At 42.2% G+C, this 26,013-nt stretch carries 28 protein-coding genes and 1 pseudogene; 17 read left to right on the forward strand and 12 right to left on the reverse strand.

The genetic code is table 11. The features are described 5' to 3' along the window. Window positions 1–8: 8 nt before the first annotated feature. Window positions 9–671, reverse strand: coding sequence for a DUF4391 domain-containing protein (locus FS666_RS12995; protein WP_144462460.1), 663 nt, complete (start codon window positions 669–671; stop codon window positions 9–11). Window positions 672–680: 9 nt separating this feature from the next. After that, window positions 681–3,926: a helicase-related protein gene (locus FS666_RS13000; protein ID WP_144462462.1), complete on the reverse strand. Its 3,246-nt coding sequence runs from the start codon at window positions 3,924–3,926 to the stop codon at window positions 681–683. 245 nt (window positions 3,927–4,171) lie between these two features. Here FS666_RS13000 and FS666_RS13005 point away from each other — a divergent pair, with 245 nt between their 5' ends. Together FS666_RS13005 and FS666_RS13010 are read left to right on the forward strand one after the other, a co-directional pair. Beyond that, the gene (locus FS666_RS13005; protein WP_144462464.1) at window positions 4,172–5,062 is read left to right on the forward strand and encodes a DUF2357 domain-containing protein; all 891 of its coding nucleotides are present in this window, start codon (window positions 4,172–4,174) and stop codon (window positions 5,060–5,062) included. A gap of 54 nt (window positions 5,063–5,116) precedes the next feature. Further along, complete coding sequence (locus tag FS666_RS13010) at window positions 5,117–5,398, forward strand: hypothetical protein (protein ID WP_144462466.1); 282 nt, start codon at window positions 5,117–5,119, stop codon at window positions 5,396–5,398. A 126-nt stretch (window positions 5,399–5,524) separates the two neighbouring features. On the opposite strand, the gene FS666_RS20320 is transcribed toward FS666_RS13010, so the two are convergent. Then, window positions 5,525–5,818 carry a hypothetical protein gene (locus tag FS666_RS20320; protein WP_144462468.1) on the reverse strand — a complete coding sequence of 98 codons (294 nt, stop codon included), beginning with the start codon at window positions 5,816–5,818 and terminating at the stop codon, window positions 5,525–5,527. Between the two features lie 276 nt (window positions 5,819–6,094). On the opposite strand from FS666_RS20320, the gene FS666_RS13020 reads away from it, so the two are divergent. Then, window positions 6,095–7,177: an MFS transporter gene (locus tag FS666_RS13020; protein ID WP_342353793.1), complete on the forward strand. Its 1,083-nt coding sequence runs from the start codon at window positions 6,095–6,097 to the stop codon at window positions 7,175–7,177. A 128-nt stretch (window positions 7,178–7,305) separates the two neighbouring features. Here FS666_RS13020 and FS666_RS20675 read toward each other — a convergent pair. Beyond that, window positions 7,306–7,519, reverse strand: a pseudogene (locus FS666_RS20675) (IS66 family transposase); the annotation flags it as partial. Between the two features lie 71 nt (window positions 7,520–7,590). Here FS666_RS20675 and FS666_RS13030 point away from each other — a divergent pair. Then, window positions 7,591–8,298, forward strand: a complete 708-nt coding sequence (locus FS666_RS13030) for a nucleotidyltransferase domain-containing protein (protein WP_144462472.1) — start codon at window positions 7,591–7,593, stop codon at window positions 8,296–8,298. Window positions 8,299–8,358: 60 nt separating this feature from the next. Here the strand turns inward: FS666_RS13030 and FS666_RS13035 are convergent, their stop codons facing one another. Then, window positions 8,359–8,751, reverse strand: coding sequence for a hypothetical protein (locus FS666_RS13035; RefSeq protein ID WP_144462474.1), 393 nt, complete (start codon window positions 8,749–8,751; stop codon window positions 8,359–8,361). Window positions 8,752–9,027: 276 nt separating this feature from the next. Here FS666_RS13035 and FS666_RS13040 point away from each other — a divergent pair, with 276 nt between their 5' ends. Then, complete coding sequence (locus FS666_RS13040) at window positions 9,028–9,228, forward strand: cold-shock protein (RefSeq protein ID WP_120072303.1); 201 nt, start codon at window positions 9,028–9,030, stop codon at window positions 9,226–9,228. Between the two features lie 81 nt (window positions 9,229–9,309). Here the strand turns inward: FS666_RS13040 and FS666_RS13045 are convergent, their stop codons facing one another. Both FS666_RS13045 and FS666_RS13050 read right to left on the reverse strand, forming a co-directional pair. Further along, window positions 9,310–10,173 (reverse strand): EamA family transporter, encoded by an 864-nt coding sequence (locus FS666_RS13045; protein ID WP_144462476.1) that lies wholly within the window; start codon window positions 10,171–10,173, stop codon window positions 9,310–9,312. 473 nt (window positions 10,174–10,646) lie between these two features. Then, a complete protein-coding gene (locus tag FS666_RS13050) occupies window positions 10,647–11,483 on the reverse strand; it encodes a YitT family protein (protein WP_144462478.1) in 837 nt (278 codons plus the stop codon). A 286-nt stretch (window positions 11,484–11,769) separates the two neighbouring features. Here FS666_RS13050 and FS666_RS13055 point away from each other — a divergent pair, with 286 nt between their 5' ends. Further along, window positions 11,770–12,384 (forward strand): hypothetical protein, encoded by a 615-nt coding sequence (locus tag FS666_RS13055; RefSeq protein WP_120072297.1) that lies wholly within the window; start codon window positions 11,770–11,772, stop codon window positions 12,382–12,384. Between the two features lie 162 nt (window positions 12,385–12,546). On the opposite strand, the gene FS666_RS19835 is transcribed toward FS666_RS13055, so the two are convergent. Then, a complete protein-coding gene (locus tag FS666_RS19835) occupies window positions 12,547–12,690 on the reverse strand; it encodes a hypothetical protein (protein ID WP_164876314.1) in 144 nt (47 codons plus the stop codon). A 266-nt stretch (window positions 12,691–12,956) separates the two neighbouring features. On the opposite strand from FS666_RS19835, the gene FS666_RS13060 reads away from it, so the two are divergent. The 10 genes from FS666_RS13060 to FS666_RS13105 all read left to right on the forward strand — a co-directional run bounded on the left by FS666_RS13060 (window position 12,957) and on the right by FS666_RS13105 (window position 22,229). After that, on the forward strand, window positions 12,957–13,667 hold the full coding sequence (locus FS666_RS13060; protein WP_144462480.1) for a YfjL-like protein: 711 nt from the start codon (window positions 12,957–12,959) through the stop codon (window positions 13,665–13,667). A 53-nt stretch (window positions 13,668–13,720) separates the two neighbouring features. Next, complete coding sequence (locus FS666_RS13065) at window positions 13,721–14,626, forward strand: DUF4349 domain-containing protein (protein WP_144462482.1); 906 nt, start codon at window positions 13,721–13,723, stop codon at window positions 14,624–14,626. Window positions 14,627–14,807: 181 nt separating this feature from the next. Beyond that, entirely contained in the window at window positions 14,808–15,260 is a 453-nt protein-coding gene (locus FS666_RS13070; protein WP_144462484.1) for a stage III sporulation protein AH, read from the forward strand. A gap of 372 nt (window positions 15,261–15,632) precedes the next feature. Then, window positions 15,633–16,232, forward strand: coding sequence for a glycerol-3-phosphate responsive antiterminator (locus FS666_RS13075; protein WP_244943911.1), 600 nt, complete (start codon window positions 15,633–15,635; stop codon window positions 16,230–16,232). Between the two features lie 228 nt (window positions 16,233–16,460). Beyond that, on the forward strand, window positions 16,461–17,795 hold the full coding sequence (locus FS666_RS13080) for an ABC transporter substrate-binding protein (protein WP_144462496.1): 1,335 nt from the start codon (window positions 16,461–16,463) through the stop codon (window positions 17,793–17,795). 11 nt (window positions 17,796–17,806) lie between these two features. Next, entirely contained in the window at window positions 17,807–18,694 is an 888-nt protein-coding gene (locus FS666_RS13085) for a carbohydrate ABC transporter permease (RefSeq protein WP_390615282.1), read from the forward strand. A gap of 12 nt (window positions 18,695–18,706) precedes the next feature. After that, window positions 18,707–19,492: a carbohydrate ABC transporter permease gene (locus FS666_RS13090; RefSeq protein ID WP_144462498.1), complete on the forward strand. Its 786-nt coding sequence runs from the start codon at window positions 18,707–18,709 to the stop codon at window positions 19,490–19,492. Between the two features lie 18 nt (window positions 19,493–19,510). Then, window positions 19,511–20,314 (forward strand): sugar phosphate isomerase/epimerase family protein, encoded by an 804-nt coding sequence (locus FS666_RS13095; protein ID WP_144462500.1) that lies wholly within the window; start codon window positions 19,511–19,513, stop codon window positions 20,312–20,314. Further along, entirely contained in the window at window positions 20,292–21,413 is a 1,122-nt protein-coding gene (locus FS666_RS13100; protein WP_120072283.1) for an ABC transporter ATP-binding protein, read from the forward strand. Before FS666_RS13095 ends, FS666_RS13100 begins: the two co-directional genes overlap by 23 nt. Window positions 21,414–21,431: 18 nt before the next feature. Then, window positions 21,432–22,229, forward strand: coding sequence for an HAD-IIA family hydrolase (locus FS666_RS13105; RefSeq protein WP_120072280.1), 798 nt, complete (start codon window positions 21,432–21,434; stop codon window positions 22,227–22,229). Window positions 22,230–22,269: 40 nt separating this feature from the next. Here FS666_RS13105 and FS666_RS13110 read toward each other — a convergent pair whose 3' ends face one another. The 4 genes from FS666_RS13110 to FS666_RS13125 all read right to left on the reverse strand — a co-directional run bounded on the left by FS666_RS13110 (window position 22,270) and on the right by FS666_RS13125 (window position 24,167). Then, window positions 22,270–22,662, reverse strand: coding sequence for an SLAP domain-containing protein (locus FS666_RS13110; RefSeq protein WP_144462502.1), 393 nt, complete (start codon window positions 22,660–22,662; stop codon window positions 22,270–22,272). Window positions 22,663–22,665: 3 nt separating this feature from the next. Continuing rightward, a complete protein-coding gene (locus tag FS666_RS13115; protein WP_120072276.1) occupies window positions 22,666–22,851 on the reverse strand; it encodes a hypothetical protein in 186 nt (61 codons plus the stop codon). A 249-nt stretch (window positions 22,852–23,100) separates the two neighbouring features. Next, the gene (locus FS666_RS13120) at window positions 23,101–23,724 is read right to left on the reverse strand and encodes a TetR/AcrR family transcriptional regulator (protein ID WP_144462504.1); all 624 of its coding nucleotides are present in this window, start codon (window positions 23,722–23,724) and stop codon (window positions 23,101–23,103) included. A gap of 14 nt (window positions 23,725–23,738) precedes the next feature. After that, on the reverse strand, window positions 23,739–24,167 hold the full coding sequence (locus FS666_RS13125; protein WP_144462506.1) for a DUF5392 family protein: 429 nt from the start codon (window positions 24,165–24,167) through the stop codon (window positions 23,739–23,741). A gap of 302 nt (window positions 24,168–24,469) precedes the next feature. Here FS666_RS13125 and FS666_RS13130 point away from each other — a divergent pair, with 302 nt between their 5' ends. After that, window positions 24,470–25,720 (forward strand): DUF5068 domain-containing protein, encoded by a 1,251-nt coding sequence (locus tag FS666_RS13130; RefSeq protein WP_144462508.1) that lies wholly within the window; start codon window positions 24,470–24,472, stop codon window positions 25,718–25,720. Window positions 25,721–26,013 lie beyond the last annotated feature (293 nt).

Below are 26,013 nucleotides of genomic sequence, written 5' to 3' on the forward strand. Positions count from 1 at the left end.
ACAAAGTTTTACCAAATAGCCCCAGAATTAATGTTCAGTAAATTTACTTTCGTAATTTGGGATAACATATGGTTTATTTTATCTAAGTTATCTGGAGAAGAGGGGAGGGTGCCAATCTGTTTGATTAATACCGCCGCTTGTAGCCAGTTATGAATATCTTGATAAAATGCAAATAAGCTTTCAAAAGAGAGATTTGGTATGCTAATGGCTTCTGCCAGTTTTATATAAGCCGAGCTTTGGTCCGCTGGGTCAAACCATTCAGTAAGTACAGGTTCATCAGCTACTATTTTTGTTATGTCATTTTTGTTAAGTCTTTTATGACATGTGCTTAATAGAAGCTGTCTATCAGGGGACTCGGCGATTAAAACAATGGGATTGGGCATCGCTCTGTGTATGGATTTCACAATTCTGCTTGAGTTAGATGTTTTTCTCAATTGAACATAGATCCAAATTACCTCGGTATAATGGATCTCTTCGGTAATGTAAGCTGGTATGTTTATGCTTTGCTGGTTCATTAAACTAAGCAAATAAAATCCTTCAATCTCAGAAGAGAACAACTCCTTTTCAGAAGGAGAGAGGTCCGCTTGTGTAAAGAATGCTTTCTTTGGTACCTTTTTCTTCAACACTGTTCGCTCTGGGATTTTAAGTTGATCAATTAGCCATTCCCTCAATCAATTCACCTACTTTATTATTAAAAATGAAACGAGCTCAAAATCATCAGTGCAAATACTGCTCTCCAAAAGCAGATTTGAATTACCAAGACTAAACAAGGATTCAATTCCTTTCTCTTCCACAATCCCAAGGATGAACTCAACTGCTTTATCCAACAGGACCTTATAAGAAGACATATCGGATAATTCGCTTGTCTCCATTTCGAACTGATGAATTAGTTCATTAAATACAGTGGTTTGTCCTTGTGAAAGCTTTCGGTAGAGATCGAGTATTTGTTTTGTTTTTAAATGCCCTAATAGCACTTTTCCATCCATGCCCATATAGGCAAGGTAATAGGGGAACAGAGCACTTGTTTCTTTGACTTTTGCCAATTCATTGCGTTGTTTGATACAAAAGATCACACCTTGTTTTGCTTCCTTATTTGGCGACAGTTGGAGAGATGTGATGGCATGCAGCCCTAAAGGGGCAGTCTCTATTTCTTGTTTGTTGGTATTCATATAATCCAGTAAATCCATTCTGAAATCATTCAAGGTCAAATCTGTGATAGAAATGCCCCCAGACATATCCTCCAAGTCGATCACTTCTTCTTGAAGTTGTTTCAGCTGTTTGGCCCTGTACTCCAAGTCATTCATTTGCTTCTTTTCATCATATTCAATGATGTTCTCTTCACCCGTAGCGGAAATATCAAGAAGAACCATTCGGCCGCTCACACGTGCTTCCAAATTGATATATTCATCTAAATCTAAATTAGGCCAAAAATTCACGAGCTGGACCACATCATTTTTAGACCCTAAACGGTCGATACGGCCAAAACGCTGAATAATGCGGACGGGGTTCCAGTGTATATCGTAATTTATAAGAAAATCACAGTCTTGAAGGTTTTGTCCTTCTGAAATACAATCTGTCGCAATAAGAATATCGATCTCATTTTTCATATTCGCATCAATCTTGAACCTTTCTTTTGATACAGGAGAGAAATGGGTCAAGATTGAATTAAGGTCTTTTTGAATCTCTTTTAGTGTTGTTTGGTTGCCGCCAGAGCCAGTAACCAACGCAGAGTGCAATCCCTTCATAGATGCCCATTCTGATATTTCTTTATATAAATAATTAGCCGTATCCGCAAATGCCGTAAAGACAATCACTTTTTTATTCGTGTTATTGATTGGATTTCGGACTTTTTCTTCAATCATTGATTTCAACTTTTGAAGCTTTGCGTCACGAGGCGCTTGTACTTTGGCCGCTTCTATCAGCAGTTTCTCTAACTTTTCCTTGTCATCCTGGAGATCCTGAACCCACTTAACGCGATCAATATCCTGAAGCAATACCTTGACCTTGGAACCAATCAGCATATTTTCTACATCTTCATCATCAATGTTAATGTCATTAATACTTATATCTGCATCGGAATATTGTTGTAAATTTTCCATCCTTGCGAGCAAATCATCTATTTTATGCAGAAGAGATGCTACTGTCATGCCAAAGGAATGTATGGAGCTTTCCATACGTTTTAGGAGGTTGACCCGCATCAAATGGACAAGGCTCCGTTCACGGTCAATCTGCTTAAAGACAGAGCCGCCCTTCACTTTCATATCGTATTTTCGGCTGTATTCCGCTTGTTTTTCAGGCATGACATATTTCAAAGGGGAGTAGGCACTCAAGTTCAATCGATTGATCAGTATGTTGACATCCTTGATAGCAGGGAATTCATCCAATGTATCGATATCAGCGTAAACATTGATCGGCTTCAGTCGTTCTGGGAACTTGCCGATTTCGGACATGTTGTAGTATTTTTCAATATGCTTTCTTGACCTCGCAATGGTGACAGCGTCCAATAATTTAAAGTAGTCAAAGTTCAGCATTTCAAGAAGGGTGTCCGTTTTCCTATCCTTTTCTTCCAAACGCAGCCACTTGTTAAATGCCAACTGTGCCTTTCTTAGAGTCTGTTCTATACTTTCAATTCCAGCCTCCTCGAGTGCTTCATCTTTTCCTTCTGTGATGAAAGCCACTTGATTTTTCAAGTCATTCATTTTGTTGTTAACTGGAGTTGCCGACAGCATAAGGACTTTTGTTTTTACTCCCGCTTTAATGACTTCATTCATTAATCTAGAATAGCGTGTTTCTCGATCATTCCTTGCAACGTTGTTTCTGAAATTATGGGATTCATCGATGACTAGCAGGTCATAGTTACTCCAGTTTATGGTGGCAAGGTTAATGTCGCCTGAAAGGCCACCTTCTCTACTTAGGTCAGTGTGGTTCAGCACATCATAGTTGAATCGGTCGGAGGATAAGATATTTCTTTTATCATTTTGTGTATAGATGAGCCAGTTTTCTCTCAGCTTCTTAGGACATAGGACCAGTACTCGATCGTTACGGAGCTCATAATACTTGATGACAGCAAGAGCTTCATACGTTTTTCCAAGTCCGACACTATCGGCAATGATGCAGCCGTTATGCTTTTCCAGCTTGTCAATCGCGCCCAACATTCCATCCTTTTGGAATTTATATAGCTTGTTCCAAATGGCGGTATCTTTAAAGCCTGTTTTGGATTTGACAATGGCATCTTCGTCAAATTCTTCAAGATACTCCCTAAATATATTGTAGAGTGTGAGGTAATATAAAAATTCAGGCGTGTGATTCTGATAAAGGTATGTTACTCTCTTAAGAACATTGTCCTTTACATCTACCACATTCTCCTCATTTTTCCAAACTTCATTAAACCACTGTATATATTGCTCTGTTAACATAGGCTCATTTACCAAAGTGTTCATTTCAAGATTAGGAGAGTATGTATAGCCAAGCCCGTTGCTTGTAAAATCCGCGCTTCCTTGAATAGCAACTGATGATCCATCTTTATTATGAACATGAATCATTTTTGTGGTTGCCAAAGGAGCTGTTGCTGTAGGTGATTTCATTTTTACTTTGGCACGTATCCAGTTAGCACATTCTTTAGCAATCTTTGCTTGGGTAAGCTCATTCCGCAGTTTTATTTCGAACTCTGTACCAAATAGTTGCTTCTCCCGTTCTTGTCTGCCTATTGTTAAAGGATCTTTTGAATATTTTTCAGAAATAAATGTAGGGTCGGTAAATAAAAAACGTATTTCTTCGACTTTCATTAGTTCTTTTTTTAAAGCTTCGAACGCATAAATCGTAAAATAGGATGACATGATAGCCACCTTTGCGTCTTTCTTTAAATATGGCTTTAATGCATCTCCAACAATACCCGATTTTTTGTTATCTAACATTTTCCCCAACATGCTTGCACCCCCAATGAAGAAAAAAGCAACTATATTACTATATTACAAAACATTTAAGGATATTTGGTTTAATCGACAAAGTTTTTATTACTTCCAATATTAAAAAAGGAAGGATTGATCTAAACAGTGAAAAATTCTTGTCGAAATTTATTGTCAATCATAAGATAGCAAAATAACCCCTTCAGGCGATATATGATGTCCTTAGGTTTCCAGACCAGAAAGGAGGCTCAATCGCAGAAAGGGTTATGTTGGAATTACTGGTCGTTGAAACGCCTGACTTCTCTCTTTATATGAAGGGGGGGCCGTTTGACGAGCGATATGAGAGTTTGAAGGAGTATAAGCAAAGGGCAGGATTGGAAACGATGTCTTTTCGCTTTGATGCGAAAGAGTGGGATAGCGTCGAGCTGTATGACGTAGAAACGGATCGCCTTGTTCCAATACAAGAAAAAGACTTTGCTCCCATCTTTTTTGAAAATCGAGTGTACCAGCTTGTGATCACGCCCAAAACGGATCGGAAGCTCTTTTTTTACCACGAGCATCCAGGTATTCGTGAGGCGGTCACTCCTGTTGGAAAAGAGCCCCATCAGATTTTGATGGGGAACCTTCAATTCATGAATGAAGTCGGGTTAACGACCTTTGCAATCTATAGTAGAAAAGAGAAGCTGCTGGAAATCACGTTTGAAATTTTTCCTTCCAAGTTAAATTATAAGGAAGACTATCAACGGTTATTGAACGAAGTAAGCGAAGAGATTTATAACTTGGCTTTCCACTTTATAAAGAAGACATTTCTAGAGGCGTCTCCAACCCTTTCAGACAAGCCTTCGCCTACTGAGTTTTTCAGACTGGTGGAGCTTTATTTTCCGTCCTTCTGCCAAGCGATCGATCTCATTGAAGCCCAACCGCATCATGAGTTGGTTTCTCGTTATGAAAAGGTACGGGCAGATCGGATTAAGCGCCTGGACTCAAAAGGAAGAAATCATTTAAGAAAGAACCCACAGCTCTTTTACGAAACGGAACGGGGAATTCGTATCGGCGGGAAGGTGATTTTACCTGAGAGAGGATGGGATCAAACGGTGGTCCGTTTTTATATTGATCGCTGGGAGAAATTGAAGGAAACGATACGCCCAGTGGGCTAAGGCATTCAGAGCTATGTTTTAACGACCAAGAATCTACTCAAGCAGGCGAAGGAATTGCCAGAACTATTTATGAAGTCTAGGGAAGAAGTGAAGCTTTGGCGGATGCTGCGCAGGCTGACTACGGAAGTCCATACAGAGTTGGATGAGGAATATGTTGATCGAGCCAGAAAGATTCAGGCTTATCAGATTGGGCATGACTCTGTAGTGCTTGATCGGGATGCGGGGGAGATCCAAGTGCTGCACGGGGAAGAGGTACGAAAGCGGATAATGCTTGAGTTGCTGGAGAAACAGCCGAGCAGGGTGTTTAAGGTGATTCGTGGGGAGATATTTAGGTGAATGAAAGTATAATTAAATTGACATGTAGGAATACCACTGAAGAAATTTATCCACCTTTGAATGCGGACGCTGAGAGGAACCTCTAGATGGATTTTGCTAGAGAATAATACCCTAATTTTCTGATATCTATGTTAAAATAAAAGGGTATACAACTACATAAGCAGGGTGGGCAGCGGCCACTTCCTCTTGAGGGGAGGTGACGCTGATGGTAAGCCTGTACGAAGTAGTGGTCTTGATGTTTATGTTTTCAAGCCTAATCGTATCAGTAATTGCCGTAGTTATTTCAGCACAAAAAAAGAAATAACTCTCCCTTGCTTTTGCCCAGCGAGAAGAGCTATTTCTTGTGTCGGGCTGCTGCACTTCATGCAGTGTAGCTTGTATACTCGGGATGCCAGTACCCGCTGGTATCCCTTTTTTCATTATATGCTTGTATCCCTATTATATTCATACCCGCTTTTCATGTAAAGTAACAGAGGGTAAGATTTTGATTAGATTAGGAATTTTTAATATATATTTGAATTTTGATATCATGAATTTGGGGAAGAGAGGCGGAATATTGGCTCCCGGAATCCGAAAGAATTAGTAAAGGCTTTGGATATGGTAAAAGTGGTGAAGTAATGATGGCTGCCTTTTAAGAGCCAACATTGTGGACTGATCCCAAGTTATGAATCCATTGGAATCACTGCACCTATTTTGTTGCTGTGTGCACGATTGATACAAGGGTTTTCTACGGGAGGAGAATATGCAGGGGCGATGACCTTTATTGCTGAATCGACTCCGGATAAAAAACGCGGTTTTATGGCAAGCGGATTGGAAGTGGGGACACTGGCCGGATATATTCTCGGGGCAGGATTGGTTACAGCACTCACCTACGGTTTGGGAACAGAAACCATGCATGATTGGGGCTGGAGAGTGCCGTTTCTGATTGCGGGTCCGATGGGAATGATCGGGCTGTATCTCCGAAACCAACTCGAGGAATCACCTGCCTTTGCAGCGATGGAAGAGAAAATTGAAGAAATGGGAAGAAAGCCGCATATTTCCATGAAAGAACTGTTTCAGTTCCATCGGCGATCGCTGTTATTATGTCTCGTGTTGGTCTTCTTTTATAATGTGATAGACTATACGGTCTTAACGTATATGCCATCCCACTTAACGGCGGTTTTAGGATATGGGGAAACCAAAGGGCTTCTGTTGATTTTGATTGTCATGTTTATTATGATCCCGATTGTATTAGCTATGGGATATTTTGCTGACCAAGTTGGAAATAAACGGATCATTCAAGTAAGCTTGATAGGGGTTATTGTATTATCCATTCCCTCCTTTTTATTAATTGGGGAAGGTAGCAACTGGCAGGTTTTCTTTGGATTGTTGATTTTAGGAACGCTCTTATCATCCATAAAAGGTACGATGACTTCTCTATTGCCCTCTCTATTTTTTACAGAAGTCCGATATGGAGGATTGGCCATTGCCTATAATATTTCCGCTTCGTTATTTGGAGGGACGGCCCCTTTATTGATTTCCTGGTTGATCAGCATGACCGCCAATCGCCTCATGCCAGCCTATTACCTCATATTCGCTTCGGCCATTGGGATTGTGGTTGTTACTTTATTTCTAAAAAGTACATCCGGTAAACCCCTCCGTGGTTCCCCGCCAGCAGTTGCCGATGAAGAAGAAATCAAAGAAGTCTTGGAAGAAACGGACCGGGTGCTTTGGTGGAGTGAAGAAAAACATCAGATAGAAGCGAAAATTGAAGAGGCCGATAAAGGAAAAATAGGATAAAAAAGGTGGGGTTAGTGTAGGTTGCCGGGTTTTGCCGAGAAAAGATGGAGCATAGCAATAGCAGCAAGGACGATACTGGGATATTTCGATGAATTGGATGGGAGAGGCAGAAATTTTCTATTTTAGAGAACGAACTTGTCGTGCAGCACCTTCGCAAGGACGCTTGAGCTGGCAATGCTGCGCTGAATAGCCGGCTGGGGCGCATTTCCCCGTTTTATTTGTGCGGGCAATGAGACATCCTGTTTACATGCCTTACATTCGCAGGCATGTTCGATGTGCTGCACTTTCACCATTTTCTCAGGGAATAAACTTTGCTTCCTCACGGACAGTCGTGCTGCCGGCCTTACAGGCAGCTCCTGCGTTCAAGAACACTAACCATCTACATGAATATCCTGAAATGGGAGGTGTTTCATATGAGAGACTCGATCAAGCGAATAGCTCAACAGTTTATCGATTCCCACTTTCCTGAAGCAGATACAGTCTTGATAGGTGGAAGTGCTGTTTATGGAAATTTAACAAAAGAATCTGATATTGACTTAATTATTATGGATGAAACAGAAACACCAAGAATTGAATGTTATCACTTTCTTGGATGGAAAATAGAGGCTTTTATTTTTACGGCTTTATCTCTGGAGGTTGAATTTCAAACAGCCAGGCATATAGGAATGCCCACCATCATTAAAATGTGTGCCGAAGGTCTGCTTATAGAAGATAAACAAGGGAATGGAAAGGAACTCCAACAAGAGGCAAAAATACTTTATGAACAGGGTCCACAGCTTTGGGATGAGGACCAAATAAATAAAGCAAGGTATCAAATGACAGATTTATTGTCAGACTTTAGAAGTTCAGAAGACTTTGAAGAAAGTTTATTTATTTTAAATAAGTTAATAAATACGTTATCTGAACTGATTTTAAGGGCAGATGGCCATTGGTTTGGTGAAGGAAAGTGGGTTGCCAGGAACCTTAAATCATATGATAAAGATATGTGCGATAAACTAGTTAAATATACAAAAGCATACATGAATACAAATGATAAAACTGAACTCATTGCATTCATTCAATCTACACTTGATCATTATGGTGGAGAATTGTTTGTTGGTTATAAAAGATTCTTTTTGTAAGGGTTTCGAGGGGCGAGTGAATGAAGAAATCAATTGATGAGAACAGATTAATTCTATTCATCATTCAACAAAATTTAGCAAATTTCTGGTCGTGGCACCAAAAATTAAAAAACATTTTCTAAAAAGTGAACGATCCCTTGTGCTACTCTGGGGATTAACTTTACTTGATTTTTTGATTTCTCCATATATGTCTATGTCCCCGAGCACCTTTGTGGCATAACCTATAATATCATTCCATAAAGGGGGAATTTTTTTATGCCATTCTTCATAGGTGGTCCACGTTTCCGTTTCCGTCGACGTCCTTTTTTTGGTCCGCGTTTTCGTTTTCGCCGTGGCCCATTTATCTTTTAACGAACCTCTAAAAGAAGTCCCCCACTTCAAGCGGCGATAGCCGGTAAGTGGGGGATGAATTTTATTTTGGGGAATCCAAAAGGGTTGTTTTCTCAAATCCATACATGCTGTAAATATCCCGGATGGTTCTGTAAGGAACAAACTGCTAACAGAATAGTGTGTTTGGTGTTGTCAATTATCGACAGCCGTGGCCGGCAGTTTGTTATCTTTGTCGGAATTTGGCAGACGAAAAACTTTGCTATTTTAAGACACATCCGTTATTCTTAAGAAGAGTTATTTTTGCTCTTTCAGATTGAGAAGAGATTTTGATTTTCGTCTAAGTATTTGAGCAAGGATAGTAACAAAGTGCGAATTACCGCACCAGGAGGCAAACAAATAATGGAACAAGGTACAGTTAAGTGGTTTAATGCAGACAAAGGTTTCGGATTTATCGAGCGTGAAGCAGGAGAAGATGTATTCGTTCATTTCTCCGCGATCCAAAGTGAAGGCTTCAAATCTTTAGACGAAGGTCAAAAGGTAACTTTTGACGTTGAACAAGGCCAACGCGGCCCACAAGCTTCAAACGTTCAAAAAGCTTAATGAAAGCTTATGACAGGCCCTGTGCAGGGTCTGTTTTTTTGTTGTTGGAGGGGTTTGTCCCCTTTAGTCAGTTAAACCCCTTCATTGGCTCAGGGCCACAGATATGATTCCCGCGACCATGATGGCTGCAGCGACCGGCCTTCGGACACCGATCCCTTCGGTGAGCATTTTCGCCCCCATCACAGTGCCGATTAAGATGCTGATCTCACGAACAGGAGCCACATGGCTTACGGGTGTTACCTGCATTGTAATCAGTACGAGAATATAGGCCAATGGACTTAAGATTCCGACGCCGACTGCTTTCTTTTTGTTCATGGCCCACTCCTTCTTCACTTTTTCCTTGTCTTTAAAGGCCAAAGGAGTCATTAACAGAAATTGGCCCAGAATAGAGCCATAGTTTAATAGTAATGGTGACATGAGGGCAACACTGACGGCGCCTTTATCCAACAAGGTGTAGCAGGAAATCAGCAAGCCGGTCAATAATCCATAAAAAATCGCTTTTCCGCTGTTTGGCTGCTTAAATCGGCGCAAGTCCCCCGTTAAAATAAAAATGCTGAAAACGATCAATCCGATTCCGAACATTCCTGCAAACGACAGTCTTTCTCCGTAGAGAAAGAGGGCCGCAACTGCAATCAGCATGGGCGCGGATCCCCGGGCTAACGGGTAAACGATAGAAAGGTCGCCTACTTTGTACCCTTTTTGCAGTGTCAAGGCATAAGCCATATGGATAACGGCACTTCCGGATATAAAAGCCAGTTCCAGCCAGCCAAAGCGCATTTCGCCCAGAAAAAAGAAAACGATAACGAAGGGCAGATAAATGATTGTGCTGACGGCCATATAGAGCCAGACAAAATTGAATCCACCCTCTGATTGTTTCGCTAAATAATTCCACGTTGCATGCATGAAAGCCGAAATCAGAATGGTTATAAAGGCCAATAAGGACAATTCATAAAACCTCGCTTTCTTCAGGAGTTTTCAGCAGAGACTCTTTTCAAGCGTAATTTCATGGTACCAAGTTCTATTTGATCCGTCTATGGAAGGGGAGTTAATGGGGAACAGGCTATTCATCCAAGTTTTGTGGAATCGTATATTCATTTCACAAAGCTCTCCTGAAGCTGCAGTTCTTGTCATGTGAAAATGGAGGGGCAAACTGTTGAGTGACAATAAAGTTGTTTAACAGTGCCAGCCCTTTAATCCTCAACAAACGGGACATATATTTGAGTAAGTTATTTGTCCACATTTCCGGACGGTGTAATGCGTATATTCAGCTTCAAAAATAAACACCTTTACTGTCATTACACACAAACTGGAATCTGAAGATGGGATAAAGAGTCACATGTAAAGCCGCCTTTTTCAAAAGGTATCAGAAGCTCTCCTTTAATCAAGAGCTTCTGATTCGAAAAATGGGCTTGTCTTTTTCACTTTGCTGTATCATGGACCTTGGATAGGGAAAAGCCTCTACCAAGGATTTCGGATGCGTTGAGGAAGACGACAAAGGAGTCGGGTTCCTGTTCCTGCATTATTTTTTTCAAATAAACGGCTTCCTGCTGCTCGACAACACAGAGGATCATTGTTTTTTCTTTGTTGGAAAAGCCGCCGATTGAACGGATTTTTGTAAGGCCCCGGTCAATCTCTTCCTTGATGATGGTTTGAATGCGTTCTTCCTGCTCAGTGATGATGAGCACAAGCTTTGATGGTGAAGATTGCAGCTGGACAAAGTCGATCACTTTGCTCGTCACATAAATGGCCATCATCGCATATAAAGCCAGTTCAAAGCTAAAGACGAACGCAGAACTAACGACAACTAATCCGTCAACTATTAATTGCGAGTAACCGCTGGACAGGCCTGTATATTTCTTCACGATTTGCGCCACGGTTGCCAGCCCTCCGGTCGATCCATTTCCCCGGTAAACAATTCCAAGGCCAATTCCCAGAAGGATTCCCCCGTAGATCGCTGCCAGCAAAGGGTTATCAGTTGAAAAAGGGATGTCGGCACTGATCCAAATGGTGAACGGGACGAAGAAGGTGCCTGCCAGTGTCTTTAAGCTGAACTCTTTGCCAAGAAGCAGAAAGCCGGCAATAAAGACGGGAATATTTATGAGCAATTGAACATAGGCGGGGTTATACTGGTACAATTCATAAAGAATTGTACTAATGCCGGATACTCCGCCTGCTGCCAGCCTGGCCGGCAAGAGAAAAATATTATATGATAAGCCGACCAAAGCGGCTCCAAAAATAATGGAGAGATACTCCATAAACAGTTTGGTTTGGGTTGTATGCTTCGTAATTTTTCATTCAATCCTTTCTTTTCAAAATACCATTGCCATCTTAACATAGAAGGGGGGAGAACAGGAAAAGTTTGAAAATGTGGCTTTTGCCTTTGGAGACAAGGAAGAGGAGTTAGGTTGTGGGAATATTTGAAATAAACGTTATTTTGTTATATTATTTGTACAATCATACGGAAAAATAAAGTTTTACTAATTAGATGAGTATAGGAATGCTAGATTTATTGGTAATCAAATACTAATTTGGGAGGATATAATGCTAAAAAGATTTTTTGTTGTTCTCTTATTGTTTGCATTTATGGTGCTTGCCTCAGCTTGTGGGTCTGGAAGTGAAGGTTCAAAAAAGGTTGAATCCGAAACTCAAGAACCATCTGAAACGGCAGCGGATGATGCTTCCAAGGTTAAAGAGTCAAAAAGCGGTGGTTTTAAAGTTGAAGCAGAGGATCAATTAGATTTACAGATGGGGGATACGGCTAAGTTTGATACAACTTTGGGAACTTATGAAATTACACTGCATAGCGCTAAATTAATTGAAGAGTTGGATGGCGAAACCCCACAATTAGATGAGCTGATTGTGTTAGACCTTACTGTAAAGAACACAAGCGAGAAAAGTTTGGACGCGTCAGACCTTGTAGGATCACTCGAAATAACTGAAGATCTGGAGGGGTCGGGTTATTCGGATGTATCCAGTTATTTTAGCAGCATTGAATCAATAGAGGGCGAACTTGCCCCCGGTGAAGAAAAGTCCGGTCAAATGATAACCGATGTCTATCATTCGGATAAATATTTTTTGCGTAAGTCACCAGGGCTCGTTGCAGCCGGAACCACCAATGACGTTATTTGGACGTTTCAAGCCGAAGAGGCAAGGTAATTAATATAGGAATTTAATGGAATATGGATACAGTGATGCTCAGCCTTTTTTAAAAAATAATTCATCTGGTCTAATTAAGAGCGTATTCAAGCTGACCATTAATGTAGTCTCAAAGATAATATAATTGATATTGTTAGAAAACGCTGCTGTATAGCGCTACTGTCATTTCAAAAAAATAATCCACTCTTGAGTTCGGCTCAGGTGGCTTATTTCCTCTGCTACCGGTTCCCTTGAAGGGAACCAAGCTATTGTATAGGCTGAAGGTGCTGACACACCTTCAGTCATTTTTAATTTACGCATTTCCATCTACAGTACACCCCTTTTTTATGAAAAAACACAAAATGGCTATTGTCATTATCATCCGCAAGGATTGTCAATTAGGAAAGTTTTTTTGTCGTGCATTCCTGTGTTTGTCCGTAGCACATCTCGATCCCTTTCAAAGCTTCCAATAGCCCCGGCAGCTATTTTTTTCTACGCCTCCGTGAAATTTCGAATTTTTAATAAGGGCATAATTTTCCATTGCATTTTCCTATATACTATAGAAAAAGAGAAATCATTAAAAGGGGAACTTTATGAAAAGCAGAAAAAGGATTTTAATTATTTCGGCCGTGGTCATCGTGATAGGGATTGCAGCTTGGATTGCAAGCGGCATTTATGGTTTGCCCTGGAAGGAGAAGGCGGTGGCTGCGAAACTGGAAAACTACTTGGAGAAAAAATATGAACAGAATTTTACGCTGAAAGAGTCTTTTTACAATTTTAAAGATGGTAGCTACGGTGCGTGGTTTTATCCTGCATCGGATCCGGAGCTTGAATTTTACGCGGAGGAAGGCTTTGCAGAGTATACATATGTTGATATTTATCCTGAAGTGTTGTGGGCGCGCCAATTGAAGGAGGCGGTCCAGCCGATTGCGAAGGAAATTTTTCCTGACGCATCGGTAGATACAAACTATGTCACCTATGAGAGCTTGGATATCGTAAAAGGGCCTGAGATTCCACGTTTCGATGAAACAGAGGCCATGTTGGGGGTCCGTCTTGAAATAGGGCAGCCTTTTTCGGAATCTGAGGAAGAATGGAAAAGGCTAACCGCTCTGGTTGAAAAAGTACAAGCCCTTTCACCAGCAATTGATTCTGCGTTCAATTTTACCGATAAAAAAGAGGGCATCGAAACCTTCATCACTTGCCCGCCAAAGTCAGAGGGTGAGGTCAAGTCTGTCCAGCAGGCCAAGAAATCCTGTTCGCTAAGCAAATATGATATGGAGACAGACATGGCTTTGGACGATTAAACCTGTAATTTTTTTAATGTTGAAACGTCTAATGTAGAAAGGGGGATCAATGGATGAACAAGAGATGCTTGAATGGTTTTCTCGCTGCAGTTCTTCTTATCTTTTTGGGTGCGTGCAGTTCGGGCGATTCCGAGGAATCAAAGTCGGCGAATGATATGGCTCAAATGAATGAGTCTGCGGGCTCGAATGAGATGGCCGTACTTGATGAGGAAGATCAGGAAGATGCAGCCACAGCTGAAGAGCCGAAAGAAAGTCAGATTGAAACAAGTGACCGAATGATCATTCATCGGGCAAATTTGGAAGTTCAGGTGAAGAACCTTAAAAAAGCTAAGCAAAATATCGAGAAGAAAGTGAAGGGATACGGCGGCTATGTCGTAGAGTCCAACGAATATCGGGATGAAAATGAACTGATGAGCGGGCATGTTATCGTCCGGATTCCGGAAAAACATTTCCAGGCTTTTTTGAATGATGCAGAAGATGAAGCTGCTGAGGTGTTGGGCAGAAATGTTTCGGGTCAAGACGTCACGGAGGAATATGTGGATCTGGAGTCTCGCTTGAAATCGAAGCGGGCCGTGGAGGAAAGGCTCCTTGATTTTATGAAAGACGCGCAAAAGACTGAAGACTTATTGAAAATTTCCAGCGACTTGGCGAAAGTGCAGGAAGAGATTGAAGTCCTTGTCGGCAAGATGAAGTATCTCGAAAATCAGACGTCCTATTCGACGGTCGAAATCTTCATGCAGGAAAGTAAAGTTGTCGTACCGGGAGTAGGCGGCAATGATCTAAATACATGGGATAAGACGAAAAAGCAGCTGGCTGTCAGCCTGAACTTTTTGCTTTCCGCCGCATCGGGGGTAATTGTGTTTGTTGTGGGAAATTTGCCGATCATTCTTCTTTTGGTGCTGATTGGAGCAGGGATTTATTATGTTGTTAAAAGGAAGCGTAGGACGCCGAAGGAATAGATTGGTCCATACGGGCAGAATGGCCAGCAGCCGCTTCCCCTGATCGAGGAAGTGGCTGCAGGCCTAATCGTATCAGTGGTCGCCGCAGTTATTTCTTTATACAAAAAGAAATAAATCTCCCTTGCTTTGGCCCCGGATTAATTTTCCAAAAATTATTAACGAATGTGAGAGGAACTTTAGCATGATTTTTATAGAAAAAGACCCTCAAGGAAAAGTCTACGAACAGCTGATAGATTTGGCTTTTGATATATGCGATGAGTTCCACCTCGTCGTCCGAAAGGATTTGGGTTCCACTCGGAAGCTTCAACCTGTGCTGAAGGAGCTGGAGGGCTCCCTGAAAGTGATGAAGAAAACGAATGAGTGGACAGGTACAATGCTTGTTGGGGGACAAAAAGCGAAAGTTTATTATTATCATACGGATGATTACGCCAGGGAGGTTGTTAAAAAAACGGCCAATTCCCTCTATTCTTGGCTGCAGCCAGACCTGCCGGAGGATTTGTCTTTTCTGAAAAAAGGGAAACCGTGGCTGGTGAATATTGCTCACGAGGAAGAAAGCTACATTGTGACGGAAAGTGAATATCTGATTGGCAAAATTAAAGAGATTGAGGGATTGGAAATCTCAATGGAATCCTAGGAGAGGCGGCGCAAATGGCCGTCTTCTTTTATTTTTAGGAAATTATAAAATGCTCAGGTTGTGAGTAACTTATTTGTCACTTAGTGCTGCGTCCGGCTCCGACGGACAGGAGGTCCTAGTGCCGCCGGCGCCACAGGACGTGGCGCTTTAAGGCGGCCAGCGCCTATCGACTAGCAGACTTCACGCTTCTTCCTACGATAAGTCAACATCGCTGCGCTGCGCGTGTTTCCTTTATCTCGTCAGAAGCGCTCCAGTCTGTACGTCGATAAACAGGCGCTTCCGCCTTTGTTATTGGATTCTAAGTGAATGGCGAAGTATATTGGGTTACACTTGTAGTAGCATTTTAAATACCTGGACAAGGGGGGCCCAGAAGTGAATGAACCTATGAAAAAAATGTTTCAGGAGAGATTAGAGCGGCACAAGCTGATTGCTGCGATCAAGGAGCCTAAATCGATTGAGAGGGCGATCAAATATAAACGGAACATTTCCGCTGTCATCCTGATGACGGGGAACATTTTAAATGTGAAAGAGTATGTGGATGTGCTGCACAAGGAAGGGCTCCCAGTCATTTTGCATGTGGAGAAAATTGGCGGGTTGCAGGCGGACCCCTACGGAATCGATTTTATTACCGACTACGTCAAACCCTTTGCGATTGTCACCACGAAATCGAGCATCATCAAGAGGGTCAAATCAAAAGGGATGTTTGTGATTCAACGGGTTTTTCTGATAGATACCGAGGTCTATGAACATCTGCTGGATAGTTTCGAGCACCTGCAGGCTGATATTATTGAGATTATGCCGAGCAGGGCGCCTGATTTCCTGGAAAAACTGTCGAAGGTGTCCCCTGTTCCAGTCATCACAGGCGGTTTGCTGACAACCTCTGACCATGCGAAAGAAGCGTTGGAACGCGGAGCAGCGGCTGTAACCACCTCAAATAGTAAGCTGTGGAAATTGGATTTCAACCAGCTTTAACAATTCTTTACATTACATTAATGGGAGCTAAATAATAGTCCGGTATATTAATAATTGAAAAGTAGATAGCAAACAGGCGCAATGAGAGAGGCCGCAAATATCTGTTGTGATGAACAGTATATTTGTGGTCTCTTTTCGTTCAAAAAGGGGGGAAGCCGGTCTACTAAGCGTTATACAGTCATCCGATTTTTCAGTGAAAATATCTCAAAAAGAAAGAGGTTGAAAGCTTTGAGGAAAACTCCCATATTTCTTGCACTCTTCCTGTTGATTTTTAGCTTATTAAGCGCATGCGGCAGCAACAGTGCCGGTTCCAGCAGCAATTCGGATGATGCTAAGTCCGGAAAATCCGATAGGGAGACGATCGATCTGACGTGGTACTATCCGGTGAACGTCGGCGGCGAAATTACGAAAGTGATTGACGGATATGCAGAGGAATTCAATAAAGAAGGAATTGAAGTGAATGGAAAAAAAGTGACGGTCTCGCCGGTCTACAGCGGAAACTATGATGAGTCCATGACGAAGGTCCAGACGGCTGTAAAAAACGGAAAGTCCCCGGATATGGCGGTTCTTCTGTCCGTTGACCTCTTCCAATTGAAGGACTCTATCCTGCCGCTGGACGATATGATCGAAAAAGATCCGGAAGCCAAAAAAATGATGGATGACTTCTTCCCTGGATTCATGCTGAATTCCCAGGCGGAAGGGAAAACATGGTCTGTCCCGTTCCAGCGAAGCACGGTCCTGCTTTATTACAACAAGGATCTGTTCAAGGAAGCGGGCCTCGACCCGGAAGCTGCTCCTGCCAACTGGGATGAGGTTGTGGAGTATGGTAAAAAGCTTACGAAGGACGGCCAATGGGGGATTGAATTGCCGGCTACGATCAGCGGTTATTGGATCTATCAGGCTTTAGCACTCCAGGCTGGTGAAGGAAACCTGATGAGTGACGATGGAAAAGAAGTTTATTTTGATTCCGAACCGGCCAAGGAGGCTCTAAAGTATTGGATTGACCTTTCTAAGACACACAAGGTGATGCCCGAAGGCGTACTTGACTGGAATACTGTTCCTACTGACTTCATTGAAGGAAAAACGGCTATGATGCTTTCAACTACAGGGAACCTGACGAATGTTAAAAATAACGCTGATTTTGAGTTTGGCGTTGCCTACTTGCCGGAAAATAAGCGCGCGGCTACTCCGACTGGCGGAGGGAACTTCTATATCTTCAAGGATATTGCAGAAGAAAGACAGCTTGCGTCCATGGAATTCATTAAATGGATTGCAGATCCTGAGCGTGCAGCGGAATGGAGCATTGACACAGGCTATATTGCAACACGTCAATCAAGCTATGAAACTCCATCATTAAAAGAGTACACAGATTCATTCCCGCAGGCCCTGACTGCCATGCAGCAGCTGGAAAATGCACATAAGGAAATCTCGGTTTACGAGCAAGGGAAAATCATCAAGATTTTATCAGATGCCATTCAGGCGGCAATTGATGGAGCTGACGTGGACAAAACATTGGATCAGGCTCAAGAACAGGCTGAATCCCTGTTAAAGCCATATAAATAAGTTTTCATGAGGTGAAGGAATTGGGAAAAAGCATGAAAGAAAATGCAACAGCATGGCTTTTTCTCCTTCCGTCCCTCATATTCCTCATCATGTTTACGTTGTATCCGATGATCAAGACGCTGTTTACGAGTTTTTTTCAATCAGATCTGTCAACAGCGGATCCCGTTTATATCGGTGCGGACAATTTTAAAATGATGTGGGAAGATGAGGTGTTTCGGAAGGCGTTGATCAATAATATCTGGTTTGCGGTTGGGACTGTACCAACAAGCTTGTTGATCGGAATGGGGCTTGCAATGCTGGTCAATCGTGCAATGAAAGGGAGCAGTCTTGCAAGGACATTTTTCTTTTACCCGGTTGTGATTCCGATGGTGACTGCGGCGTTCATATGGCTGTTTTTCTATACGCCGGAGTACGGGATGGTCAACAGCCTGTTCAAGATGTTTGGAGCAGGGGAAATGAATCTGCTGGGGAATTCAAGTACAGCCCTTATTGCCATCATGGTGATGGTGATTTGGAAGGAAGCCGGATTCTTTATGATCTTTTATTTGGCCGCCCTACAAAATATTCCTAAGGAACTGCTTGAAGCTTCCTATATGGACGGAGCGTCCAAGTGGGTCCAATTTAGAAAAATCATCTTTCCATTGCTGATGCCGACAACCCTGTTCTCTTTTATCATCGCGACAACGAATGCGTTCAAAACCGTGGACCAGCTTGTCGTGATGACACAGGGCGGCCCAAACAATGCCAGCAATCTGCTGCTCTACTACATCTATGAAAGTACTTTCCGTTTCATGGATTACGGGAAAGCGTCGACTGCGACAGTGGTTGTGTTAGTTTTGATGCTGATGGTCGCAGCCATTCAGTTCTTTGGAGCAGACCGTAAAATTCATTACAGTTAAGGTGGTATACAGTTGAATCGCCTCATCAATATTTCGACATATGTTTTGGCTCTGCTTTGGGCCCTTCCGCTCTTCGGAATCATCTATATGGCCTTTACAGACACAAAGGCAGAGAAATTTTCGCTGACATTCAATAATTTTGCCGAAGCCTGGAGGACGGCTCCTTTCGCGCAATATTATATCAATACGCTCATTATTGTCATTGTCATTCTGGCTGTCCAGCTTGTCACGATGACGCTTGCTGCCTATGCATTTGCCCGGATGAATTTCATCGGACAGGGGATGATGTTCCTCTTGTACCTTGTGCAAATTATGATTCCGATTGAGCTGTTGATTTTTCCAAATTCAAACACGATTGCCCAGCTCGGAATCTACGATACTAAGCTGGCGATCATGGTTCCTTACTTCATTTCTGCTTTTGGAATTTTCTTGCTGAGGCAGACCTTTAAAGGTGTTCCCTATGAACTGGAAGAAGCCGCAAAAATGGAAGGGTGCAGCCGGCTTCAGACGATTTGGCATGTATATGTGCCTTTGGCGAAGCCAACTTATATCGCCTTCGGACTTATATCAGTATGCCATCAATGGAGCAACTTTTTATGGCCGCTGATTATCACGGATTCCGATATGAATAGGCCGCTGACTGTCGGGCTTTCGATGTTTGCCAAAGCATCTGACTCCGGAGCGCAGTGGGGAGTGGTCGGTGCAGCAACTTTGTTTGTAGCCCTTCCGCTGCTGATGGCTTTCTTCACTTTTCAAAGGCAGTTCATATCAAGCTTCATGCATTCAGGAATCAAGTAACAGAAAGGTGGATGAGTATTGGGTTATTCTATTTCGACTTATACATTATTCGCATTGCCCATTGTGCCGGCCGTTGAAGCTCTTATGTTAAAAGGCGGCTGGAAATCGATTGAAATCATGGGAGAAGGAAAGTATCATGGCAGGCTCCTGCTGTATATGGAAAGGTCAGAAATCGAAAATATGGCAAGACTTGCAAAAGTGAACGATGTTTCTTTCGGATTTCATCTGCCCATTGAAGGGTTCAATCCCGCTTCTCCAGATGAAGAGACGGAACAAATTTGGAAGAAATGTTTGTCGATAGCCAAAATGCTGGAAGTGGAATATGTGCTATTCCATTTGGGCAGCAATCCATCCATTGATGGCGGGCTGAAATCAGCGGCCGATTTTTCAAAGAAAATGCTGCAGGAATTGCCTGAAAAAACAAGGCTGGTGATTGAAAATGTTCCTGATGCGGAAAATGCCATAGGTACCTCTATTGATGAGCTCGTTTCAGTCATCCAAATGATCGATGATCCGAGTGCTGGCATCATGCTGGATACAGGGCATTGCTATATAAATGGGCAGGCTGGGTTTTTAGATGAATGCCGGAAAGCATACCCGTATTTGTACGGCCTTCATATTAATGACAACCATGGTTCAAGCGACGAGCATTTGCAAATCGGTGAAGGGGCGATTCCTTTTCAGTCTCTGTTCCAAGAGTTAAAGGGCAGGCCGATCAAATATGTATTTGAAACAAATACGGTTGATCGTGCTGAACATTCGATGAATCTGGTCAAAATCAATAGCTGGGGGATGCAGGATGTCAAACATTCAATTACGTGACGTGTGTAAAAAATATCTTGGAAGCAACGATTATTCTGTGCGGAACTTCAACCTGGATATTCAGGAAAAGGAATTTATTGTACTGGTTGGCCCTTCTGGTTGTGGAAAATCAACAACCCTTAGGATGATTGCAGGTTTAGAGGATATCTCAGGAGGGGATTTATTAATCGGTGGCCAAAGAGTCAATGATGTGGAACCGAAAAATCGGGGTATTGCCATGGTTTTTCAAAACTATGCACTTTATCCCCATATGACTGTTTTTGAAAATATGGCCTTTGGATTGAGACGCCAAAAGGTGCCGAAAAATGAAGTGAAGGCGAAAGTTGAAGAGGCGGCTGAAATCCTTGGGTTGAGCAGCTTGCTGAAGAGGAAGCCGAAAGAACTTTCCGGCGGGCAGAGGCAAAGAGTTGCGCTTGGCAGGGCAATTGTTCGGAACTCCAGTATTTTTCTGATGGACGAACCGCTGTCCAATTTGGACGCGAAGCTCCGTGTCCAAATGCGCGCTGAGATTATCAGGCTGCACCGCCAGTTGGGAACAACGACGATTTATGTAACTCACGATCAAACGGAAGCGATGACGATGGCGACAAGAATTGTCATCATGAGAGACGGTGAGATTCAGCAGATCGGCACACCTTCTGAAGTGTACAGATCTCCTGAAAATGTATTTGTAGCCAGTTTTATTGGGCAGCCCGGGATGAATTTTTTCGAAGGAAATATTGAAGGGAATCAATTTATCATCGGTTCCGGAGAGGCGGTCTATCCACTTTCGAAAAGTGAGCAGCTGCTTTTGAAGAAACATAAGAGCAAGGCGGTTATCCTGGGGGTCAGGCCTGAGGATATCACCATTTCCGCAGAAAAAACCTCAATAAAAGGCGTCGTGGATTTAATTGAGACCAATGGGGCGGAAATGCTCGTGCATACACGGTTGGCCGGCCAGCAGATTGTGGTCAAATGCAAGACTGATGATCATTTGAAAACGGGAGATCCAATTTATCTTTCTTTTAATGAAAATGCAATCCATTTATTCGACAAAAGCACAAAGAAACGGCTAAAGAGCCTGGAAGTTTATCATGGGGCTTTACTAACTTCTTCTTGATATTGGGGGGAACAGTGAATGTATATAAATGACTTTGAGGCGTATTGTTTCGATTTGGACGGTACGATTTATTTGGGGAATGAAATTTTGCCTGGTGCAAAAGAAATGCTGGAAGCGTTAAGGATGAACGACAAAAAGTTATTGTTTATTACAAACTCACCCACGCAGACACGGGAAGACTGCCAGCGGAGACTGGAAACATTGGGAATCGATGTTTGTCATGAGGAAATTCTTACAGGTCCGTTCATATCTGCATTGTATTTTGCAGAGAATTTTCCAGACGCCGTCATTTATGTTGTCGGCGAAGAAGCAATCAAGACTGAATTTAACTATTTTCAATTGAACATGACAGAAGAACCGATGGAAGCGACTCATGTACTGGTCGGCCTTGACCGTACTTTTACGTATGACAAATTGAACTTGGCCATGAACGCTGTCAGAAACGGTGCGAAAATTATTGTGACAAATCCGGATCCTACCTGTCCGGTTCCGGGAGGGGTCGTTTCCGACACGTATGCGATTGCCCGTGCTATTGAAGTCGCTTCAGGTCAGTCCATCTTCCAGGTGACTGGGAAACCCTCCGTTTTTTACGGAGAGCGGATCCTTAAGGAGCTAAATGTGGACAGGGATCAGTGTCTGATCGTAGGCGACCGCCTGGAAACCGATATTTTATTGGGAAAGTTCAATGAAATTAGTACCTGTCTCGTCTTGACTGGTGTGACGAGAAAAGAGGAAGTCGACAAAGCCAAGATATATCCCGATTATATTGTGAATGATCTCAACACATTGTTTGTGGATGTGAAGCAGCCGTGTTAAGGAGACGCAAAAAACGGGCAAATATAAGGACAACGAATTCTTATATTTGCCCGTTTATCAGGAGGTTTATTTTCCAAATCATGGGATTTGCGTTTGGTATTCGAACTGATTCTTTGGAAAAGACAAATGACCACGGCTGTGCAGTATCCGGCTCCAGATGCAGACTTGGATCAAAAGTTTCCTCTGCAACAACTACTCCCTTATCGTCCGTTATTTGTACTTTGATGCGGCCGATTTCCAGTCTCTTTTCCCGACCGTTCAATAATAGGACAGTTGCAACCAATCCGCCGTTTTTCTTATATTTCCCTCTGACGAGTGCAGCTTCCAGGTCGCCTGATGGTTTGGACCGTGACTTTAAGATTTTCACCAATTCATCCTTCTGTTCCTTTGTTAATTTGCTATCCCAAACAGGATGAAAATGAAGCTTGACCATGCTTTACCCGCCTTTCAGTTTTTTGATTCCATCTAAAATAAAGTAGTCAATGATCATGATAAGAGAAACCACTCCTATTATTTCTATAATGGTTTCTGTAACAGTAATTTTTCTTTTTTCTTTTTCATAAAAGTAATTTTTGATGATTACAAATGCAGCCATTGTGATTGTTAATTGTATGGGTCCCATTTTTTTACTCCTTAAAAAATATTTCTTGTTTTTTGTCTATAACCTATTTTATAGGAGAAGGTGGGGGAAACACCAATAACACTCCGTTTCGACATATTTCCCGAGAAATATTTTCCAAGCCCGTCAGGACATTTCGAATTCACTTAAAATAACCTAATTTATTAGGATTCATGAAAAATTTTGATGGGAAATAAAAAAGCTGAGACTTGTTTTGGGAAAAATAATGACAGGGATATCGATTCCCTGCCATTATTTTGTGAGTGTAGATTCCCGGACAAGTCCTCTTTTAATCAGATTGATTTCTGTTTTAAGATTAGCCAAAGATTCATGAGGGGATAGATTGTGCGCAAATGTTTCGGCTAAATTTCTAAATATAATGGTCGAAATGATTTGTAAAGCGTGATACAGCTCCTTTTCGCTTGATATATTTAAGCTGCTTCGATCAACTAATGCAGCAGTCGCTTTAAAGTTTTCGCTGTTTTTGTCAGTGTCGGTGATCATTCTCCCAAAAGAGCTTTCAATTTTTTGCGTCATGTTTAACAAAGCATTTTTCAAAAAGTGAAAATGCTCCTCTTCTTCAAGCATTCGTTTATAAAAATCAATGGCTGTTTCAAACGGGTCTCCGTTATGCATGCTGAGGATGGAGAGGAAATTATATTTTTCCTGCTCCGCCAGCTCGTTAAGCAGGTAGAAAAACGCATCGTCTTTGTCCTCGAAATATTGATAAAAGCTGCCACGCGGGATTCCCGCTGCTTTTACAATGTTGGAAACGGAAGCCTCAAACAAAGGCACCCTTGAAAATTCACTTTTGAGCGCTTGAATCAATGTTTGTCTTTTTTCATCGGGTAAATTGTAAAACGTCAATTTAGGCATGATTCCTTCATCCTTTAATATTGATTTTCTCTATTTTCCGCTTCCAAAAATTTTATAAAGTGATTGATGGCCAGTACCGGCGATTCCTTCACCATTGCCGTGTATTTCCTTTTTAGGGAAGGCGAAGCCATGTCGCTTTTTTCAATCCGGCTGATGACATAATCCGCGCTGATTTTTTGAATTTCTTTCCGTTGGTGTTTCGCTTCCTTGGACAGCGCCATGCCAAGTGCCCCGAGCACTGCGTACAGGATGATGGTCAGCACCATGTTCTGCCTGTCCGGAATAAAAAATAAGATGGTGACCAGGTTGAAAACAGAAATAAGGATCAAAGGCAGGGACCAAAATCCGTATTTGGATGCCTTTTTCATTAAAGGGGTTATCAGCTCATTCAGTTTTTTAAGTTCCCTCTGGATAAAAGGAGGGATATTTGCCATTGGAGTCATAGCTGTTTCACTCCTCATTTTTTATTTGTGACACAATGTCATGTCTATATTTCTAGTATAAATGACAATGTGTCATTCGTCAAATGGCCCCATGTCGAAATTTGAACTAATATGTGAAAAAACAACGACTAAAACAATAGGTGGTTCTATTTGTTAATATAAGGAAACGAACAAGCCTTATGTACTAATAGCGCCCAATTAAACAGTTAGGCCAATTGTTTCGTTTTTTTTCAAAAAGCCCTCAGTGCACTTTGTAAATGCTATGATACCTTTGAAAAGAAAATGTAAAAGGGGACTATGGAATGCTCATTAAAAAACTTGCCATGTTTGTAATGGCTGTCCTATTGCTGGGCGCATGCGGAAGCAAGGCCGATGATAAAAAAGAAGAAGCGAAGCCGGCGGCGACAGAAGAGAAAACAGATGATACCAAGGCTGTAGAAGCGGATGCCGAACCGAAAGAAGAGGAAAAGGAGTCCGCTGAAAAAGAAGACGATGGATCAGTGTTGAATCCATATATCGCAGAGGATTTGGGCGCAGATGTGAAAGTGGTGTATACGAATAAAAACCCGGGATTGAAACATGCGTACAGCGATAAGGTGACAATGGAAATTGATGAGTATCAAATTGTCCATGTTTCCAATATGAATGAATCAAGCAAGACGAACTTCGATGGTGAGGATGAGGGTTATGTTCTTACATATAAAATGACATTGGATAACAAGTCCGATGAAGACGTATTTTATGCGGGCGGCGTAACCTTATTGGCGGATAACGGGGTGGATTACATTATCCCGAGACAGCATCTGGTCGATCGTGACCAATGGCTGAAGGATGAAAGTACGAAAGATGCTTCCCAATATTCCAAAGGAAAAAGCTTCACCGGAATGAACGCCCATTCAATGACTAAAGCACAATTTGAGAAGCTGAGTTCACCGACCTTGAGAATCGATGCGTTATGGCTGAATAATGACACATCCAAACGATTGGGCGAAGATGCTGTTTTTAAATTGCCATTTAATGATAAAGGGGCCGAAAAAGCCGCAGCATCGGGGGAACTGTACCAGGATAAAATGGTGACAGACAATATTGCGGACAAGGAAATCTTTTTTGAGAATACTGAGATTAATGAAACAAAAGAAATTGATGGCGTGAAAATCACGCTTAATGGCGTGCAGTATGCCGACGTAACTCCGACAGACGGCCATGCGGAAAGGTTTTCGAACTTTGGGGACAGCGGCCTGGTGGCGTTGACTGTAAAAATGACCATTGAAAACGGAAGCGACACGCCATTTGATAAATTTTTGGTTGACAGAAAATTGACGATCGATGGGGACCGCGGAACCATGTTTAACCAGGGAATGCTTGAGCCGAACTATTCCGGTACATCAAACCCGGGGGACAAAGATGAATTCCTCACGGTTTTCCTGTTCAGAAAAGACGAATTTGACATCTTTAAAAAGTTTGACATGCAGGTTGGTCCGCTAAAAGACGGGAACGCCAAAGAACTGTTTAAAGAAAAGTCTGTTACATTTGAATTGCCTGTGAAGAAATAATTCAGGGATGGTAGTTGGTCCGGCTCAAAATGATTCGTTTATTTTGAGCCGGTTTTTTTGTGTGGAAGACTTAAAGGGAGGCGGCTTTGATGTGCGAAAATGCGCGTTCCATGTGCGAAAATTTATGCTGCCCGGCCGGGTTTTCGATTTGCCTTATCTTCGGTAGTCATACAGGTCCAATGCCTCCCGAGTATTTGAATTTAACGCTTCTTCGGTAGTCATACGTATCCAATGCCTCCCGAGTATTTGAATTTAACGCTTCTTCGGTAGTCATACGTATCCAATGCCTCCCG

Source organism: Siminovitchia fortis (assembly GCF_007681465.1).
Lineage (GTDB): Bacteria > Bacillota > Bacilli > Bacillales > Bacillaceae_C > Siminovitchia > Siminovitchia fortis.

Excerpts from the sequence above, each read along its gene's own strand:
- FS666_RS13000 (WP_144462462.1), bottom strand. The coding sequence starts at position 3,926 with ATGTTGGGGAAAATGTTAGATAACAAAAAATCGGGTATTGTTGGAGAT.
- FS666_RS13005 (WP_144462464.1), top strand. The coding sequence starts at position 4,172 with ATGTTGGAATTACTGGTCGTTGAAACGCCTGACTTCTCTCTTTATATG.
- FS666_RS20320 (WP_144462468.1), bottom strand. The coding sequence starts at position 5,818 with ATGAAAAAAGGGATACCAGCGGGTACTGGCATCCCGAGTATACAAGCT.
- FS666_RS13030 (WP_144462472.1), top strand. The coding sequence starts at position 7,591 with ATGAGAGACTCGATCAAGCGAATAGCTCAACAGTTTATCGATTCCCAC.
- FS666_RS13035 (WP_144462474.1), bottom strand. The coding sequence starts at position 8,751 with ATGGATTTGAGAAAACAACCCTTTTGGATTCCCCAAAATAAAATTCAT.
- FS666_RS13040 (WP_120072303.1), top strand. The coding sequence starts at position 9,028 with ATGGAACAAGGTACAGTTAAGTGGTTTAATGCAGACAAAGGTTTCGGA.
- FS666_RS13050 (WP_144462478.1), bottom strand. The coding sequence starts at position 11,483 with ATGGAGTATCTCTCCATTATTTTTGGAGCCGCTTTGGTCGGCTTATCA.
- FS666_RS13055 (WP_120072297.1), top strand. The coding sequence starts at position 11,770 with ATGCTAAAAAGATTTTTTGTTGTTCTCTTATTGTTTGCATTTATGGTG.
- FS666_RS19835 (WP_164876314.1), bottom strand. The coding sequence starts at position 12,690 with ATGGAAATGCGTAAATTAAAAATGACTGAAGGTGTGTCAGCACCTTCA.
- FS666_RS13060 (WP_144462480.1), top strand. The coding sequence starts at position 12,957 with ATGAAAAGCAGAAAAAGGATTTTAATTATTTCGGCCGTGGTCATCGTG.
- FS666_RS13065 (WP_144462482.1), top strand. The coding sequence starts at position 13,721 with ATGAACAAGAGATGCTTGAATGGTTTTCTCGCTGCAGTTCTTCTTATC.
- FS666_RS13070 (WP_144462484.1), top strand. The coding sequence starts at position 14,808 with ATGATTTTTATAGAAAAAGACCCTCAAGGAAAAGTCTACGAACAGCTG.
- FS666_RS13100 (WP_120072283.1), top strand. The coding sequence starts at position 20,292 with ATGTCAAACATTCAATTACGTGACGTGTGTAAAAAATATCTTGGAAGC.
- FS666_RS13105 (WP_120072280.1), top strand. The coding sequence starts at position 21,432 with ATGTATATAAATGACTTTGAGGCGTATTGTTTCGATTTGGACGGTACG.
- FS666_RS13110 (WP_144462502.1), bottom strand. The coding sequence starts at position 22,662 with ATGGTCAAGCTTCATTTTCATCCTGTTTGGGATAGCAAATTAACAAAG.
- FS666_RS13115 (WP_120072276.1), bottom strand. The coding sequence starts at position 22,851 with ATGGGACCCATACAATTAACAATCACAATGGCTGCATTTGTAATCATC.
- FS666_RS13120 (WP_144462504.1), bottom strand. The coding sequence starts at position 23,724 with ATGCCTAAATTGACGTTTTACAATTTACCCGATGAAAAAAGACAAACA.
- FS666_RS13125 (WP_144462506.1), bottom strand. The coding sequence starts at position 24,167 with ATGACTCCAATGGCAAATATCCCTCCTTTTATCCAGAGGGAACTTAAA.
- FS666_RS13130 (WP_144462508.1), top strand. The coding sequence starts at position 24,470 with ATGCTCATTAAAAAACTTGCCATGTTTGTAATGGCTGTCCTATTGCTG.